Source organism: Pseudomonas batumici, assembly GCF_036585405.1.
Lineage (GTDB): Bacteria > Pseudomonadota > Gammaproteobacteria > Pseudomonadales > Pseudomonadaceae > Aquipseudomonas > Aquipseudomonas batumici.
This window is the reverse complement of the sequence record NZ_CP144470.1, coordinates 4,910,903-4,928,012: the sequence shown is the minus strand read 5'-3', so window position 1 is coordinate 4,928,012 and position 17,110 is coordinate 4,910,903. Positions and strand designations below refer to the sequence as shown.

Annotated in this window: 15 protein-coding genes and 1 pseudogene; 5 read left to right on the top strand and 11 right to left on the bottom strand. The window is 61.2% G+C overall.

The features are described from left to right. Window positions 1–272 precede the first annotated feature (272 nt). Window positions 273–977 carry a hypothetical protein gene (locus tag NUH87_RS22445; RefSeq protein WP_338522724.1) on the top strand — a complete coding sequence of 235 codons (705 nt, stop codon included), beginning with the start codon at window positions 273–275 and terminating at the stop codon, window positions 975–977. A 185-nt stretch (window positions 978–1,162) separates the two neighbouring features. Then, the gene (locus NUH87_RS22440) at window positions 1,163–2,176 is read left to right on the top strand and encodes a sensor domain-containing diguanylate cyclase (RefSeq protein WP_338522723.1); all 1,014 of its coding nucleotides are present in this window, start codon (window positions 1,163–1,165) and stop codon (window positions 2,174–2,176) included. 189 nt (window positions 2,177–2,365) lie between these two features. Here the strand turns inward: NUH87_RS22440 and NUH87_RS22435 are convergent, their stop codons facing one another. Continuing rightward, window positions 2,366–3,601: an acetylornithine transaminase gene (locus NUH87_RS22435; protein WP_338522722.1), complete on the bottom strand. Its 1,236-nt coding sequence runs from the start codon at window positions 3,599–3,601 to the stop codon at window positions 2,366–2,368. A gap of 102 nt (window positions 3,602–3,703) precedes the next feature. Between NUH87_RS22435 and NUH87_RS22430 the strand changes: the two genes are divergently transcribed. Further along, on the top strand, window positions 3,704–4,609 hold the full coding sequence (locus tag NUH87_RS22430; protein WP_338522721.1) for a LysR family transcriptional regulator: 906 nt from the start codon (window positions 3,704–3,706) through the stop codon (window positions 4,607–4,609). Window positions 4,610–4,684: 75 nt separating this feature from the next. Then, window positions 4,685–5,269, top strand: coding sequence for a DedA family protein (locus NUH87_RS22425; protein ID WP_338526902.1), 585 nt, complete (start codon window positions 4,685–4,687; stop codon window positions 5,267–5,269). Between the two features lie 7 nt (window positions 5,270–5,276). On the opposite strand, the gene NUH87_RS31340 is transcribed toward NUH87_RS22425, so the two are convergent. The 10 genes and pseudogenes from NUH87_RS31340 to hmpA all read right to left on the bottom strand — a co-directional run bounded on the left by NUH87_RS31340 (window position 5,277) and on the right by hmpA (window position 15,318). Beyond that, the gene (locus NUH87_RS31340; RefSeq protein ID WP_422393953.1) at window positions 5,277–6,281 is read right to left on the bottom strand and encodes a methyl-accepting chemotaxis protein; all 1,005 of its coding nucleotides are present in this window, start codon (window positions 6,279–6,281) and stop codon (window positions 5,277–5,279) included. Window positions 6,282–6,407: 126 nt separating this feature from the next. Further along, a pseudogene (locus NUH87_RS31335) lies at window positions 6,408–6,901 on the bottom strand (MCP four helix bundle domain-containing protein); the annotation flags it as partial. Between the two features lie 132 nt (window positions 6,902–7,033). Next, window positions 7,034–7,339: a DUF4124 domain-containing protein gene (locus NUH87_RS22415; protein WP_338522720.1), complete on the bottom strand. Its 306-nt coding sequence runs from the start codon at window positions 7,337–7,339 to the stop codon at window positions 7,034–7,036. A 312-nt stretch (window positions 7,340–7,651) separates the two neighbouring features. After that, the gene (cyoE, locus tag NUH87_RS22410) at window positions 7,652–8,539 is read right to left on the bottom strand and encodes a heme o synthase (RefSeq protein WP_338522719.1); all 888 of its coding nucleotides are present in this window, start codon (window positions 8,537–8,539) and stop codon (window positions 7,652–7,654) included. Between the two features lie 10 nt (window positions 8,540–8,549). Next, window positions 8,550–8,879, bottom strand: a complete 330-nt coding sequence (cyoD, locus tag NUH87_RS22405) for a cytochrome o ubiquinol oxidase subunit IV (RefSeq protein ID WP_040070701.1) — start codon at window positions 8,877–8,879, stop codon at window positions 8,550–8,552. After that, window positions 8,880–9,506 (bottom strand): cytochrome o ubiquinol oxidase subunit III, encoded by a 627-nt coding sequence (locus tag NUH87_RS22400; RefSeq protein WP_040070704.1) that lies wholly within the window; start codon window positions 9,504–9,506, stop codon window positions 8,880–8,882. A 3-nt stretch (window positions 9,507–9,509) separates the two neighbouring features. Continuing rightward, on the bottom strand, window positions 9,510–11,528 hold the full coding sequence (cyoB, locus tag NUH87_RS22395; RefSeq protein WP_338522718.1) for a cytochrome o ubiquinol oxidase subunit I: 2,019 nt from the start codon (window positions 11,526–11,528) through the stop codon (window positions 9,510–9,512). 3 nt (window positions 11,529–11,531) lie between these two features. Further along, window positions 11,532–12,470: a ubiquinol oxidase subunit II gene (cyoA, locus tag NUH87_RS22390; protein ID WP_338526900.1), complete on the bottom strand. Its 939-nt coding sequence runs from the start codon at window positions 12,468–12,470 to the stop codon at window positions 11,532–11,534. Window positions 12,471–13,273: 803 nt separating this feature from the next. Then, window positions 13,274–13,783, bottom strand: coding sequence for a disulfide bond formation protein B (locus NUH87_RS22385; RefSeq protein WP_040070709.1), 510 nt, complete (start codon window positions 13,781–13,783; stop codon window positions 13,274–13,276). Window positions 13,784–14,136: 353 nt separating this feature from the next. Then, complete coding sequence (gene hmpA / locus NUH87_RS22380) at window positions 14,137–15,318, bottom strand: NO-inducible flavohemoprotein (protein ID WP_338522717.1); 1,182 nt, start codon at window positions 15,316–15,318, stop codon at window positions 14,137–14,139. A gap of 155 nt (window positions 15,319–15,473) precedes the next feature. Between hmpA and norR the strand changes: the two genes are divergently transcribed. Next, window positions 15,474–17,024, top strand: coding sequence for a nitric oxide reductase transcriptional regulator NorR (gene norR / locus NUH87_RS22375; RefSeq protein WP_338522716.1), 1,551 nt, complete (start codon window positions 15,474–15,476; stop codon window positions 17,022–17,024). Window positions 17,025–17,110: the final 86 nt, after the last annotated feature.

Below are 17,110 nucleotides of genomic sequence, written 5' to 3'. Positions count from 1 at the left end.
TCCCAATTGCTCCTTCCCCACGCGATATCAATTTGATAGTGTCATTATTTTGTTGTCCAATAGATTTTTATCATAAAAATTTTGACACTCGCCAATAAATTGGCGAAACCGCCCAACCCCTTCATTATCAGGAGTAAATTTGCCTCAGCCGATGCCGCCGACCGGTTGAGCCGTGACAACGGTGCGTGGGTCCAATAGATTAGGCGCCCTGAAATGCCCAGGGCATTTCGAGCCTCACCCCAGTCAAACGACACTGAAATAGCGAAATTTCGATGCCTGATTCCCATACCGATGAAGCCGTAACCTCCTTGTCCGCCAAGCGCGAATACGAAAACGCCATCCATCTTTCCCAGCATGTGTCCCAGGCCAAGACCATCAGCGAGATGGTCCTCGACGCCTTCCACACTTCGAAAGAAAGCGACCAGATTCGCGAACTGCGCGCATCGATCCGCCAGGCGCACGACCGTTTCGACGACGACAAAGCCTACGAACTCATGGGCCAGCTCAAGCAACTCAAGGACGCCGAGGCTGCCGACATCGCGGCCCTGGAAGACCTGAGCACGAAATTCCCGATCAGCCGGATCCTGTCCAGCTACAAGGACGACCCGGCGTTCCAGGAACTGGTCTATGGCCTGGCGCTCAAGGTGCTGAACCAGACTCACCAGGCGGTGAGCAACCCCGGCGCCGGCAAGGGCAAGGCCGCGCGCAGCAAAAAGGAGGCGCCGGTATTCGTCATCAGCAAGGCAGACGTCAGCGTCACCTTCCCGCTGCGTACACCGCGCACCAAGGCCAATGCCGATCGCGAGGCGTTCGAATTCCTCGGCTTTGCCTTTGCCGGACACGGCGACCTGGCCGAATTGCTGAGCGAGACCTTTGTGGATAACGAGGGCAACGAACAGCCGGCGACCCGCCAGAACATCATCACGGCGATTCAGCAGCAGACGGCGTTTGCGGGGTACAGCGTAGTCCAGCAATGACAATCCGCCGCTGAATGGGAGCGGCGGCGAATGAAAAGGGGCTGGTGCGTTTCGAGGTCAGCCCTACCGACCCGCTTACCTCTATATTTCCCACAATAAACGGTACAGTATTACCCTGCCATAGACCCTCGCGTCCCAGCTTTTGGCCCGTGACACCCCAATCAATGCCAAAGGAGTGAGCAGCGATGGTCGACACCACCCACAATGGCCCCTGGAACACCCCACTCAGTGATATCAACGACGACGTCGTGCATGCGATCCTCGAGCTGGTCAGCGATGGCGTCTGGGACTGGAACGCCAATACCGGCCTGGTCTACCGCAGCCCCGGCTGGTACGAGATGCTCGGTTACTTGCCCAACTCCCTGCCGAACAGCGTCTTCGCCTGGGAGAGCGTGATTCATCCCGACGACTACTCGCGGGTCATGGCCCATTTCGACGATCACCTGAATGAACGCACCCTGGGCTATCACGCCGAGTACCGCTGCCGAACCCGTAGCGGCCGCTATATCCTGGTTGAAGACCGCGGCTATGTGATCGCCCGCAACCCCGACGGCTCTGTCGCCCGCATGATCGGCGCCCACCGTAGCCTCGAAGACCAACGGCGCCTGCTCGAACAACTGGAACTGCGCACCCTGTCCTTCGAGGCCATCGTCGCCGAGCGGACGGCCGAGTTGTCCCGGGTCAATCGGCAGTTGCAGGCCCAGCTCGAGGAAAACCGCCGCCTGGCCGAGAGCGACTCACTGACCGGGGTCGCCAACCGCTATCGCCTGGAAAAGATCCTGTCCAGGGAGTGCCAGCGCGCCGGGCGCTTTCGCCAGGCGCTGTCGCTGATTGCCATGGATATCGATGACTTCAAGCGGATCAACGACCAGCACGGGCATCAAGGTGGCGACACCGTGCTGGTCGAGGTGGCGCAAACGCTCCAGGGCTGCCTGCGCGACACCGATCTGCTGGCGCGCTGGGGCGGCGACGAATTCATGATTGTCCTGCCCGACAGCCCGATTGCCGTCGCCATGAACCTGGCGCAACAGATGCGCGAGCGCCTGCTGCACTGCAGGCCCCTGGGCCCGAGTTCACTGACCATGAGTTTCGGGGTGGTGGAACGTTGCGCCGACGAAGCCATGGCGGAACTGATGGGCCGGGCCGATCAGGCCCTGTATCGCGCCAAGGGCGCCGGCAAGAACGTGATTTCCAATTGAAGTCGTGGTCACCCCGGTCGTGACCCGGCATCGCCGCTTTTGCCGACCCAAACAGAAAACCCCGCCGAAGCGGGGTTTTCTTCTGACCATTCCAACGTCCTGTCGGCTGCCATCCTGGCTATGGTCGATCGTCCCTGATCCTGTGCACATCCTTGCGCAGCAGTGATGGAGCTAGATTAAGGCGGCCGCTCAAACACTCATAGAGGCGATTGCTGGCCCGCTCTGTAAGCCTTTCGCCATTACCCCGGTTTTTTCCGGCTGCAACACCTCACACACGCCCTTCACAATCATCTCGACCTCGTGCTCGTCCAGGATCAGCGGTGGCAACAGGCGGATGACCTTGCCCCGGGTCACGTTGATCAGCAAGCCCTGGTCCCGGGCCGCGATCAGGGCCAGCTCACGCACCGGCTGCCGGAGTTCGATACCGATCATCAAGCCCTGCCCGCGTATCGCCAGGACCTGCGGGCAGTCGCCCAGTTCGGCCCGTAGCCGTGCCAGCAGACGCTCACCCTGCTGCCGGGCATTGGCGACCAGGCCCTGCTCCTCGATGATGTCGAGCACGGTGCAACCCGCCCGACAGGCCAGCGGGTTACCGCCGAAGGTGCTGCCATGGCTGCCCGGAGTGAACAGTTCGGCCGCCTTGCCCCGCGCCAGGCAGGCACCGATGGGAATGCCGTTGCCCAAGCCCTTGGCCAGGGTCATCACGTCCGGGACGATGCCTTCATGCTGGAACGCGAACCACTGGCCGGTACGCCCGATGCCGGTCTGGATTTCGTCGAGCATCAGCAACCAGGAGCGCCGCTTGCACAGGTCCCGTACGGCTTTCAGGTAGCCCGGCGGCGGCAGTTGCACACCGCTTTCGCCCTGGATCGGCTCCATCAGCACGGCGCAGATCCGCTGGCCGTGGCTGCGGGCAATGCTGTGCAGCAGCGCCAGGTCGCCGTACGGCACCTTGATGAAGTCCCCCGGCAGCTCATGGAAGCCCAGACGCACCGCCGGGCCATCGCTGGCGGACAAGGTGCCGAGGGTGCGTCCGTGGAAGGCGTTTTCCATGACCACCACCAATGGCTTCTCGATACCTTTGTGCCAGGCGTGCAGGCGCGCCAGTTTCAGCGCACTTTCGTTGGCCTCGGCGCCGGAGTTGTTGAAGAACACCCGATCCATGCCCGACAGCCGGGTCAGGCGCTGGGCCAGCCGTTGCTGCCAGTCGATGCTGTAGAGGTTGGAGGTGTGCAGCAGCAGGCCGGCCTGCTCGCAGATCGCACTCACCAGGCGCGGGTGGGAATGACCGATATTGGTCACCGCCACGCCCGCCACCGCGTCCAGGTACTCGCGCCCTTCGCGGTCCCATAGGCGGGTGCCCAGCCCCTTGACGAAACCCAGGTCCAGCGGTTGATAGGTGGTCATCAGGCTAGTAGCGGTCATGGCGTCGAGCTCCAGGCATCGTGGTGTTTTTTTTAGTATCGTTAGCCACCTGAGTTGGATAAACGCCGACTTACTTTAAACATTTTAAAGCCGGGCTTGATAATGGACCTTTTCCAGGCAATGTCGGTGTACGTGAAGGTAGTGGAAGCCGGCAGCATGACGGCTGCCGCGCGGGCGTGCGAAATGTCCACGACCATGGTCGGCAATCATTTGCGCGCGCTGGAGCAACGGCTGGGTGTCAGCCTGCTCAGTCGGACGACGCGACGCCAGCGCCTCACCGAGTTCGGCGCGACTTACTATCAGCGCTGCCTTGAGGTGCTGGGGCTGGTGGCCGACTCCGAGCAGTTGGCGGAACAGGCCCTCGGCGACCCCAGCGGCACCCTGCGAATCACCGCGCCGCTGACCTTCGGCTCGGAAAGCCTGGCCCCGGCCTTGAATACGTTCACGCAGCTTTATCCACAGGTCAAACTCGATGTGGTGCTGACCAACGACCGCATGGATCTGATCGAGAATGGCTTCGATGTGGCGATTCGCCTGGGCGCCATCGAACCGTCGAACCTGATTGCCCGACCGCTGGAAGACTATGCCCTGACGATCTGCGCGGCGCCCGCCTACCTGGAACGCCACGGCACGCCGCTGGAGCCTGCGGATCTGAGCCATCACCACTGCCTGGCATTCGCCTATCCCGCGGGGGATGACTGGCGCTCGGCGGAAAAGCTGTGGAGCCTGACGGGCCCTGCGGGAGAGATCCTGGTCCCGGTGAGCGGGCCGATGACGATCAACAGTTCCGCCGGGCTGTATCAGGCCGCGCTGACCGGCATGGGCATCGTGATGCTGCCCGACGTGCTGCTGCATGACGATCTGCGGAGCGGGCGACTGGTGCCGATCCTCGAGACTTACAAGCTCCCCTGCCGACCGATGAACCTGATTTACGCCCAGGATCGTTACCGGTTGCCCAAGCTACGCTATTTCGTCGACTTTGCGCTGCAGCAGTGGGGCAAGCGTTGACGAAATCGGGCATGGTTGACGCGACAAACCGTCTGATCACCTATCACACATCGCTACAGGAACCTGCGAGTGCCTATGTTCGAACACATCGACTTCAATAACCTGCTCGCCACCTACGGCTACCTGGCCGTGTTCATCGGCTGCCTGCTGGAAGGGGAAACCATTCTGATTCTCGGCGGGGTGGCGGCGCACCAGCAGACCCTGCACCTGCCGCTGGTGATCTTCTGGGCCAGCCTCGGCGGGATGCTGGGAGACCAGGCACTGTTCTGGATCGGCCGCTACTTCGGCGCCCGCCTGCTGCCACGCCTGCATCGCCAGCAAGCCGCCATAGAACGGGTGACCGGACTGATTCAACGCCATCCGCTGACGTCGATCTTCTCCGTGCGATTCCTGTATGGCATGCGCCTGGTGGGTCCGATGGTGATCGGCGCCAGCCGGCTGTCGCCGCTGCGCTTCAGTCTGATGAACCTGCTGGGGGCGCTGGTCTGGGCCGCGCTCTTTGCCAGTGCCGGCTACTGGGCCGGGCAGTTTCTCGAGAGCCTGCTGGGCGATCTCAAACCCTATCGCCTGCCCATCGCGGTCGGCGTGGTGATCGTCGTCGGGGGGATCGCCCTGGCGCGACATCTACGGGCCAAGGCGAAGGAACAGCACAAGGCCTGAGCCGGGCTCACACCCGGAAGCGCCCCACCATGCCCTGCAACGAGTTCGCCAGCCGCGACAATTCATGGCTGGCGGCGCTGGTCTGATCGGCCCCCGTCGCCGAGCGTAGCGACAGGTCGCGAATGTTCACCAGGTTACGGTCGACTTCCCGGGCCACCTGGGCCTGTTCTTCCGCGGCACTGGCGATCACCAGGTTGCGCTCGTGGATTTCATGCACCGAGGCGGTGATGGTCAGCAACGCCTCGCCGGCCCGTTCGGCCAAGGCCAGGGTGCTGGCGGCCCGGGTGCTGCTGGTGTGCATGGACTCCAGGGCCAGGGTCGAGCCACTGCGCATGCCGGACACCATCTGCTCGATTTCCTGGGTTGACTGCTGCGTGCGATGGGCCAGGGCCCGCACCTCATCGGCCACCACCGCGAAACCGCGACCGCTCTCCCCGGCCCGGGCCGCCTCGATGGCGGCATTGAGCGCCAGCAGATTGGTCTGCTCGGCAATGGCCCGGATCACCTCCAGTACCTTGCCGATACCCTGCGACTGATCGGCCAAGGAGCGCACCAGTTCTCCAGTGCGCTCGACATCCCCGGACAGGGCACTGATGGCGCCGACGGTTTCACTCACCCGTTCCTGGCCGACTCGCGCCGATTCACTGGATTGGCGCGTGGCGTCGGAGGTGGAGACGGCATTGCGCGCGACCTCCTCCACTGCCGTGGTCATTTCGTTGACCGCCGTGGCCGCCTGTTCGATTTCATGGCTCTGCTGTTGCAGGCCCTCGTTGCTGCCCTGGGTGACCGCATTCAGTTCGTCCGCCGCCGTGGCCAGGGTGGTCGCCGAACCGCTGATGCCCTGCAAGGTGTCGCGCAAGGTCTGCTGCATGGTGGCCAGGGCTTCGAGCAAGTGACTGACCTCATCGTCGCCGTGGCTTTCGATGCGTTGGGTCAGGTCACCGCGCGCCACATTCTGCGCCGCATTCAGGGCCTGCCCCAGGGGTTTGACGATGCTGCGCGTCAGCAGCATCGCCAGCCCCACGGTGGCCAGGGCCGCCAGGACAATGAACAGGATCACAATCATCCGTGAGCGGCTGTAATGCGCCTCGGACTTCTGGCTCTCGGCCGCCACCTGCTTGGCAAAGAGGTCGGCCAGGTCGGTCAGTTGCTTGCCGGAACCGTCGACCACGGTCTTCATGTCCACCAGCAGCAGCTTGATCAGGTCGTCGCGCCGGCCCTGCTCGGCCAGGGTGAAGGATTGGGCAATACCGGCACGGTACGCGGTGAAGGTCGTCTTGAACTGGTCGTACAACACCCGGGCCTCGGGGTGGTGACCAGTTTGTCGTAGGCGGCGATCCGCTCGCTCAATTCCTTGTCGCGGACGTCCATCTGGCCACGGTACACCGCGATGTTCTTCGGGTCCTGGTCCAGGGCCATGCGCAGGGAGATGGTACGGATCCGCAACATGATCTCGCGGATCTCGTCGCCGCCGCGAATACTCGGCAGCCATTGGTTTTCCACCGCCAACTCACCGTCGCGGATGTTCGACATCTGGCCCAGGGCGAACACCCCGAGCCAGGCCACCAGCACGGCGATCAAGGCAAAACCCAACGCGGCGCGAGGTGCGATATTCAGTTGACGAAGAAACATGACGACCGCCTTTTTGTTATGGCTTCGGGTCAGCGACCCCCAGCCCGTAGCTCCAGAGTTGGCAGGCTATCGGCACGTTGTACGACAACTTGAAATAATTGCCGGACAATTTCACTCCCGCGACAGGATGGCTCAGGGGGCTTTCTGCCCGGGCGCGGGAACGATCTTGACCTTGTAGGTGATGTGCGTGCGATAACCCGCCTGGAGGATCTGCGTGGCACGCTGATTGATGCTGTCGGGCTTGGCCTCATCGGCCGAGACGCTTTTGAGCTGCGTGCGCTGGGTGCGGGCCTGCCAGCTGGACACACCCTGGTCCGGCGCGCAGGGCTGCGCGGCGAAACTGACCTTGCCATCATGACCTACGCATTTGTAGGCGTCGGCACTGAACGCCGAGCAGGAGGCGCTGAGGAATAGAACGAAGACCAGGCATCTGCCCATGCGTGTGCGTCCCTGTACGTGATGGTCATCCACAGATAAAAGAAAACCCGCCGAAGCGGGTTTTCTCCAAAGCATTCCGACATCCTGTCGGCGGCCTCCATGGCCTGGGTCGATCATCCGTGATCCTGCACGCATCCTTGCGTAGCAGCGATGGGTTTAGATTAAGCCCGGTGGTAAAAGGTCAACAGAGGAGATTACTGTCACAGCATGTACGCCTTTCGCCATCCCCCGACACACACGCCTATGGGGGCGCAAACATGAAAAAGCCCCGCGCTTCTTCCGAAGGCGGGGCTTTCTCGTCAGGCCATGAACTCAGTGCGCGTAAGTCAGCAACAACTCGGTCGGCACCTTGAAGTCCAGGGACATCATCACGCTCAGGGCCGTGATGGTGAAGATCGAGAACACGAACAGCTTGCGTGCCCAGACCGTGTCATCCACTGCCTTGTAGCCGGTCCAGGCCATGTACAACCAGTACATGCCCATGGCCGCGGCCACGGCGAGGTAGCTCATGCCGGCATAACCACTGAACGTCAGCATCAACGTCGCGCCCAGGAAAGCCAGGATGTACAGCAGGATGTGCTTCTTGGCCACGCGGATCCCACGCTTCACCGGCAACACCGGAATCGATGCGGCCAGGTAATCGTTGAAGCGGAAGATCGCGATCGCGTACGAATGCGGCATCTGCCACAAACTGAACATCACCAGCAGCGTCAGGGCAGCCATGTCGAAGCTGTTGCTCACCGCCACGTAGCCGATCACCGGAGGCATCGCCCCCGACAGACTGCCGATCAGCGTGCCGTGAACCGATTTGCGCTTGAAGTACAGGCTGTAGAGGCCGACGTAGATGACAAAGCCGATCACCGCGAACAGCGCCGCCAACGGGTTGGCGACGCGGTACAGCAGGGCCACGCCGGCGACCCCGAGGACGGTTGCATAGACCAGGGCCAGCTTCAGGGAGATAAGGCCCTGGACCAGCACCCGGTTCTTGGTGCGCTCCATCTTCAGGTCGATGTCACGGTCGATGCAGTTGTTGAACACGCAACCGGAGGCCACCACTAGCGAAGTGCCGATCATGGCCGCCAGGAAGATGGCCAGATCGACATGCCCCTTGGAGGCCAGGAAGAAGCCACCCGCCACAGAAAGCACGTTACCGAAAATGATCCCCGGTTTGGTGATTTGGATAAAGTGCTTGAGCGACATCGGGTCTACCTCACTTCGCCATCATGACGGTGTGGATGGTGAACATGATCCACAGCGACAGACCCACCAGCAGGACGATCACCAGCGCCGCGAAAATAAACGCAATCACGTTGTTACGCTGCGCCGCCGAACGGTCCAGGTGCAGGAAGTACACCAGGTGCACCAGCACCTGGATCACGGCGAATACCAGGACGATCCCCAGGGTGGCCGCCTTCGGCAGCGACGGGTACATCACCAGGCCGAACGGAATGATCGTCAGGATGATCGACAGGACAAAGCCGACCATGTAGGACTTCACGCTGCCGTGGTTGGCATCACTGGAATGGTGTGCATTAGCCATTTACAGGGTCCCCATCAGGTAAACAACGGTGAATACGCAGATCCACACGACGTCCAGGAAGTGCCAGAACAGGCTCAGGCAGCTCAGGCGAGTGGTGTTGGTCGGCGTCAGGCCGTTTTTCCAGACCTGGTACATCATCACGGCCATCCAGATCAGGCCGCTGGTGACGTGCAGACCGTGGGTCCCGACCAGGGTGAAGAAGCCGGACAGGAAGCCGCTGCGGTTAGGGCCGTAGCCTTCTTCGATCAGCTTGTGGAATTCGTTGATTTCCATGCCGATGAAGCCCAGGCCGAACAGGAAGGTGATCGCCAACCAGCCCAGTACCTGGCTTTTCTTGCCCTTGAACAACGCCAGCATGGCGAAGCCGTAGGTGATCGAACTGAGCAACAGGCAGGCGGTTTCACCCAGCACGTAAGGCAGTTCGAAGATGTCGTGGCCCGACGGGCCACCCGCTACGTTGTTAACCAGTACCGCGTACGCTGCGAAGATCGACGCAAACAGGATGCAGTCGGTCATCAGGTAGAGCCAGAAACCGAAGACGGTCATCTCGCCCGAGTCGTGGTGATGGTCATCGTGCCCATGGTCATGACCATGGGCGTGTCCAGCATGAGTCACTGCATTCGACATGGTTTAAGCCTTTTCCAGCGAAGATTCGACACGGGTGGCAGGAGTCAGCTTCGCAGCCGCCAGCACCTTGTGCTGCTCGGCTTCGATGCGCTCGATGACGTCCACTGGCACCATGTAACCCTGATCATCACGCGCGGCGTGGATGATGAAATAGATCACGGTACCGGCCAGGCCGGCGATGGCCATCCACCAGATGTGCCAGATCATCGCGAAACCGAAGACGGTCAGCAGGGCACCCATGACCAGGCCGGTCGCGGTGTTGTTCGGCATGTGGATCGGCTGGTAGCGCTTGGGCACCGAGTAGGCCGTACCGTTTTCCTTGGCTTCGGTGAACGCGTCGACCACATCGGCCTTCGGCAGTTCGGCGAAGTTGTAGAACGGCGGTGGCGAGGAAGTCGACCATTCCAGGGTGTGGCCGTTCCATGGGTCGCCGGTGACGTCCAGGTTCTGCTTGCGATCGCGCACGCTGACGTAGATCTGGATCAGTTGCGAAGCGATACCGAAGGCAATCAGGACCGCGCCGAACAGTGCCACGTACAGGTAAGGCACCCACTCAGGGTTGGTACTGGCGTTCAGACGACGGGTCATGCCCATGAAGCCCAGTGCATAGAGCGGCATGAACGCGACGAAGAAGCCGGTGATCCAGAACCAGAACGCGGCCTTGCCCCAACCTTCGTGCAGCTTGAAGCCGAACGCTTTCGGGAACCAGAAGCTGAAGCCGGCGATGTAACCGAATACCGCACCACCGATGATCACGTTGTGGAAGTGCGCGATCACGAACAGGCTGTTGTGCAGGACGAAGTCGGCACCCGGAACGGCCAGCAGTACGCCGGTCATGCCGCCGATGGCGAAGGTCACCATGAAGCCCAGGGTCCAGAGCACCTGGCTGGTGAAACGCAGACGACCACGGTAGATGGTGAACAGCCAGTTGAACAGCTTCACCCCCGTCGGGATCGAGATCAGCATGGTCGCCAGGCCGAAGAAGGCGTTGACGTTGGCACCCGAACCCATGGTGAAGAAGTGGTGCAGCCAAACCATGAAGCCCAGCACCGAGATCGCGCCACTGGCGTAGATCATCGAGTGGTGGCCGAACAGTTTCTTGCCGGAGAAGGTCGAGATGACTTCGGAGAAGACCCCGAACGCCGGCAGGATCAGGATGTACACCTCGGGGTGACCCCAGGCCCAGAACAGGTTGACGTACATCATCGGATTTCCACCCAGTTCATTGGTGAAAATGTGGAAATCCATGTAGCGGTCAAGCGTCAGCAAAGCGAGGGTAGCGGTCAGGATCGGGAACGAAGCGACGATCAGCACGTTGGCCCAGGTGCAGGTCCAGGTGAAGATCGGCATGTCCATCAGCTTCATGCCAGGGGTACGCATTTTCAGCACGGTGGCCAGGAAGTTCACCCCGGTCAACGTCGTACCCAGCCCTGATAGCTGTAGCGCCCAGATATAGTAATCCACCCCCACGCCCGGACTGTATTGCAGGCCCGACAGCGGCGGATAGGCAACCCAACCGGTCTTGGCGAATTCGCCGACACCCAGGGAAACGTTGATCAGCACCACGCCGGAGACCAGCAGCCAGAAGCTCAGGGAGTTCAGGAACGGGTAGGCCACGTCACGCGCACCGATCTGCAGCGGCACGACGATGTTCATCAGGCCGGTGAAGAAAGGCATCGCCATGAAGATGATCATGATCACACCGTGGGCGGTGAAGATCTGGTCATAGTGGTGAGGCGGCAGGTAGCCAGGGGAACCCTCGGTGGCCATGGCCAGCTGGGTACGCATCATGATGGCGTCGGAGAAACCGCGCAGCAGCATGACCATGGCCACGACGATGTACATGACACCGATTTTCTTGTGGTCGACGGAGGTCAACCACTCGGTCCACAGGTAGGTCCACTTCTTGAAGTAGGTGATCGCCGCGAACAACGCCAGACCACCGACCGCGATCATGGCAAGGGTCACCATGACAATCGGTTCGTGGAACGGGACCGCGTCCCAACTTAATTTACCAAACATCGTTTACTCCTCTGCCCCGGCAGCTGAATGCGAACTCATGTCCATCCCTTCCGATGCGGCCACTTCTTTCTTCTCGTGCTCGACCGGCTTGCCTGGTTTCATCCCTTCGTACTTGTCGACGATGGTCTGGAACAGGTTCGGCGTAACGGTGGAATAAAGCTCGACCGGATTGTCTTGGCTTGGCTTGGAAAGGGCTGCGTATTCAGCTTGTTCAAGCTGTTTAGGTGCCTTCTTGACCTCAGCTACCCAGGCATCGAAATCCGCCTGGCTGGTTGCGGTCGCTTTGAATTTCATACCGGTGAAGCCGGCGCCGCTGTAGTTGGCGGAAATCCCTTCGTACTCATGATTCTCGTTGGAGATCAGGTGCAGCTTGGTCTGCATGCCGGCCATCGCGTAGATCTGACCGCCCAGGCCCGGGATGAAGAACGAGTTCATCACGCTGTCGGAAGTGATCTTGAAGTTCACCGGGGTCTTGGCCGGGAAGACCAGCTTGTTGACGGTGGCGATACCCTGTTCCGGGTAGATGAACAGCCACTTCCAGTCCAGGGCGACCACTTCGACGGTGATCGGCTTGACGTCGGACTCGAGCGGAAGATAAGGGTCCAGGGCGTGGGTCGACTTGTAGGTCACGATCCCCAGGAACAGGATGATGATCGCGGGAACGGCCCAGATCACGATTTCGATCTTGGTCGAGTGGTTCCATTTTGGCGCGTAGGTGGCGTCCTTGTTCGACGCGCGGTATTTCCAGGCGAAGGCCAGGGTCATGAAGATAACCGGCACCACGACCAACAGCATCAGCAGCGTAGCGGTGATGATCAGGTTACGTTCGTCCAGGCCCACCTGACCCTTCGGGTCGAGCAAGGTCATGTTGCACCCTCCCAGCAACAACGTGCCGAGCAGCGGCAATAAGCCTAAGAATCTGGGATACCTTGTTTTACTCATCTCACGACCTCTAAAGCAGCTTGCGCAATGCAGTTGGGTTTCGATAGCCAACACTTCACCCTGCCAAGGGTTGGCAATTTTTTCCGATTGAATAAGGGCCTGTCCGTCGCGCCGATCGCCGATCGACACCTCTGGAACGGGCGTGAGTTCTTATTCGATTTCTTGGGTCATAGGCCTTTTTACAGACCAATTCCATTTGGTGCGGATACTTGGAAAGACTGCCAGCACCTGGGGTCGCATAGCGCCCTTGCGCCCTTCGACCGCCCTATTGCGCTCAGGCAGAGCGGCGCCGGACATTCAGTGCGGCGATTGTAGTGAGGTCGCGTTTTATAAACCACGTCTCATCCTGAAATATTTTTTATCAATTCAGGCAACAATCATTAACTGTTTTTGCAACGATCGTGAATTGTATCGATTTTCATTCTCAACAAAAAGCTGTGATCTTTTCTTTTGTCGGACAACTGATCCGCCCCGAAAGCGCCGTGCCGGGGCTTTTGAAAGAGGCTCTGGACCAAGCATGACGGGGTGTTGCGCGGGTATCCGGGGGGTGTCGAGGCCGCCTCGGCAAACCGTCGATGCCGGGAGGGAGGAAGGGAACTTTTTCGAGAATGGCTGTCAATCAGAAGATGACATCGAGGTCCGAAACCGCGGGTGCGACCGCTGCGACGTGACAATATGTCGCACTTTTTTCGCCCCTCTTATTGCCCCGCATCAGGGTGTCTTTCAGCAGGTTTGGCGGACACGAAAACGCCCCGACCTTGTACAAAGAATCGGGGCGTTTTTGCAAGGACCAGACGCAGGAGTCAGCGGCTTTTCCGGCGATTGCGGTAGATGCCCACCGGCACCAGCAGCACCGTCAGCACGAAGGCCACCAACGCCCATTGCGCCAGGGACAGACCCAGCACCGGCGGGTACGGTGTTTCGCAGAAACCCTCGACCTGGAAGCCCAACGGGAAGATCGACGCCAGGGGCAAGCCATCGACGATCGGTTGCAACACGTCGATGCCGCAGCTCACCGCCGGGTTGGCCTGGATATAGACATGCCGGCCCGCCGCGATGATGCCGCCGACGGCACTGAGCCATACCAGCACTTCCAGCACCGTGAGGCTGCGCGTGGTGCGCATGGACGCGCCGATAAAGGCGAAGAGCGCAATGAACAGCAAGGCGTAGCGCTGCAGGATACACAACGGGCAAGGCAGTTCGCCCAGCACCACCTGCATGTACAACGCGCCGCCGATCAAGGCGAGGCAGATCAGCCCCAGCAGGACCAGGAAGCGCTTTTCCCGTCCCAGCCGCATCATTTCGTCAGTCATCCTGTTTCCCTTAGACTCGTTGTTGGATCGGCCAGAGCGCAGCGCAGCGCGCTGCGCCATCAGACCGAGGTTGTGTCCCATAGGCCCATGGGTCGCGATCCGACCGTTTCAACCCGACGGACATTCATTGCCGACAAGTCTACACGTTGACCATGACCTTTGAGCGTATTGAACACACCACGCCAGTGTCCGCGGGAGTATGGGTAAACCACCACAGGATCGCCGACGATGATCGGCGAATTAACGACAAACCGATTAAACCGGGATTAACGCGCCCGGGGATTTTTATCCAGCCGCGCAATCCCTGATCCCGACAGCCGTGGAGGATGCGCCTGCCACGGCTGTCTCGCGGGTTACTCCAGCGCCGCGGCCGGGCCGAAGAACTCATACCGGCTCTGCTTCTCTGGCACCCCCAGGGCTTTCAAGTGACGCTTGATCGCGCCCATGAACCCCTTGGGTCCGAGGAAGTAGGCATCCAGGTCACGTTCCTGCGGCAACCACTCGCCCAACTGTTCCAGGCTCAGCAAGCCGACCTTGTCCGCCGGCGGGCTCACGCCGTCATCCTCGGCATAGCAATAGAAGCGTTTGAGTTGCGGATGACGCTCGGCCAGGCCATCGACCCAGTCACGGAAAGCATGCACCTGGCCATTGCGCGCGCAGTGGATAAAGTGCACCGGCCGCTCGCTCGCCAAGGCGGCTTCGAGCATCGGCAAGGTGGGCGTGATACCGACCCCGCCGCTGATCAACACCAGCGGCTTGTCGCTGGCCGCCAGGGTGAACTCGCCCGCCGGCGGGAACAGCTCCAGGGTGGCGCCGACCGCCAGTTGGTCATGCAGGTAGTTCGACACCCGCCCCCCCGCCTCGCGCTTGACGCTGATCCGGTACTGCCCGGCCTTCGCCAGCGCCGAGAGCGAGTAGTTGCGCCGCACCTCTTCGCCATCGATGACCAGTTTCATACCGATGTACTGCCCGGGCGTGAACGCCAGGATCGGCTGGCCGTCCACCGGTTCGAAGTAGAACGAGGTGATTTCCAGGCTTTCCTCGACCTTGGCCGCGACCTTGAACAGACGGGCACCGCGCCAGCCGCCGGGCGCCAGGGCCTTCTCGTCATAGATCGCCGCTTCGGCACCGATCAGGATGTCGGCCAACTGGTTGTAGGCCGCGCCCCAGGCAGCGATCACCTCGGGGGTGGCGATTTCATCGCCGAGCACTTCACGGATGGCCCGCAACAGACAGGTGCCGACAATCGGGTAATGCTCCGGAAGGATCTGCAGCGCGACGTGCTTGTTGATGATCTTGGCCACCAGGTCGCCCAACTGGTCGAGCTGATCGATATGCCGGGCATACATCAACACACCGTTGGCCAGGGCCCGGGGCTGGTCGCCGCTGGACTGGTGGGCCTGGTTGAACAACGGGCGCACCTCCGGATACTCGGACAGCATCATCCGATAGAAGTGAGTGATCAGCGCCTCGCCGCCGCTTTCCAGCAGCGGGACAGTCGATTTGACGATGGCACGGTCTTGAACGCTCAGCATGGGTCAACTCCTGGGTTTGAGATTTGATCTGAATTGACCTGTATCAATCACACTCCATGCCAAAATTAAAAACTTTACAAATCAACAACTTAAAATAATATTAGTCATAAAGACCACAAGCATCTTATAGTCATTATGACACCACAGGAGTCAATATGACTGCAAAACTCTTGCTGACCACCCTGCTGCCGCTGGTCTCGGATCTCTCACGGGAGCTGCCCGAAAGCGAACGCTATCGACGCCTGCTCGAAGCCATGCGCGCCCTGCTGCCCTGCGACGCCGCCGCGTTGCTACGCCTGGACGGCGAGTGGCTGGTGCCGCTGGCCGTCGATGGCCTGAGCACCGACACCCTCGGTCGGCGCTTCAAGGTCAGCGAGCATCCGCGTTTCCAGATCCTGCTCGGCAGCCACGGGCCGACCCGTTTCGACAGCGACACCGATCTGCCGGACCCCTACGACGGCCTGGTGGAGGGCTTGACCGAACACCTGGAGGTCCATGACTGCCTGGGCTGCCCACTGTTCATCGATGAACGCCCCTGGGGCCTGCTGACCCTCGACGCCCTCGACCCGGAGCGTTTCGAACGGATCGAACTCGATGCCCTGCAGGCCTTCGCCAGCCTCGCGGCGGCCACGGTCAATGCCGCCGAACGCATCGAACGCCTGGCGTTGCGCGTCGAGGACGAACACCAGCGCGCCGAACTCTATCGCCAGGCCAACGGCCCGCAAAATCGCGAAATGATTGGCCAGAGCAAAGCCCACAAGCGCCTGGTGGAAGAGATCAACCTGGTGGGCGGCAGCGACCTGACGGTGCTGATCACCGGTGAAACCGGGGTCGGCAAGGAACTGGTCGCCCAGGCGATCCATGCCGCCTCGCCGCGTTCGGAAAAACCCATCATCAGCCTCAACTGTGCCGCCCTGCCGGATACCCTGGTGGAGAGCGAGTTGTTCGGTCACGTGCGCGGCGCCTTCACCGGCGCCGTGAGCGATCGCCGGGGCAAGTTCGAGCTGGCCAATGGCGGGACGCTGTTTCTCGATGAGGTCGGCGAGCTGTCGCTGACCGTCCAGGCAAAATTGCTCCGGGTGCTGCAAAGCGGCCAGCTGCAGCGATTGGGCTCGGACCGCGAGCATCAGGTGGATGTGCGCCTGATCGCCGCTACCAACCGCGACCTGGCCGAAGAGGTGCGCAGCGGACGCTATCGCGCCGACTTCTACCACCGCCTGAGCGTCTACCCGCTGCAAGTGCCGGCGCTGCGCGATCGCGGTCGCGATGTCTTGCTGTTGAGCGGTTTTTTCCTTGAGCAGAACCGCTCGCGCCTGGGCCTGGGCAGCTTGCGCCTGAGCCCGGATGCGCAGGCAGCGCTGCTGGCCTACAACTGGCCGGGCAATGTACGGGAACTGGAACACCTGATCGGGCGCAGCGCCTTGAAAGCCCTGGGCAATTGCCACGAACGACCGAAGATCCTCAGCCTGAGCGCCGCCGATCTGGACTTGCCGACGGCGGCGGCAGAGCCCCCGGCAGCGCCAACCCCTGCCCCGCCGAGCCTGGAGAGCGGTGTCGAGCTGCGCCAGGCCACGGAAAACTACCAGCGGCAACTGATCAGCGCCTGCCTGGAGCGACATCAGCACAACTGGGCCAGCGCCGCCCGGGAACTGGGGCTGGACCGGGCCAACCTGGGGCGGATGGCGAAACGCCTGAACTTGAAGTAAACCTACGGGGGAGTTGTGCATGACACCTAAAGCCAGCTCCCCTTGGGTCGATAACCCGTCATCGAGAGCCGTTCAGGGTTAACCTG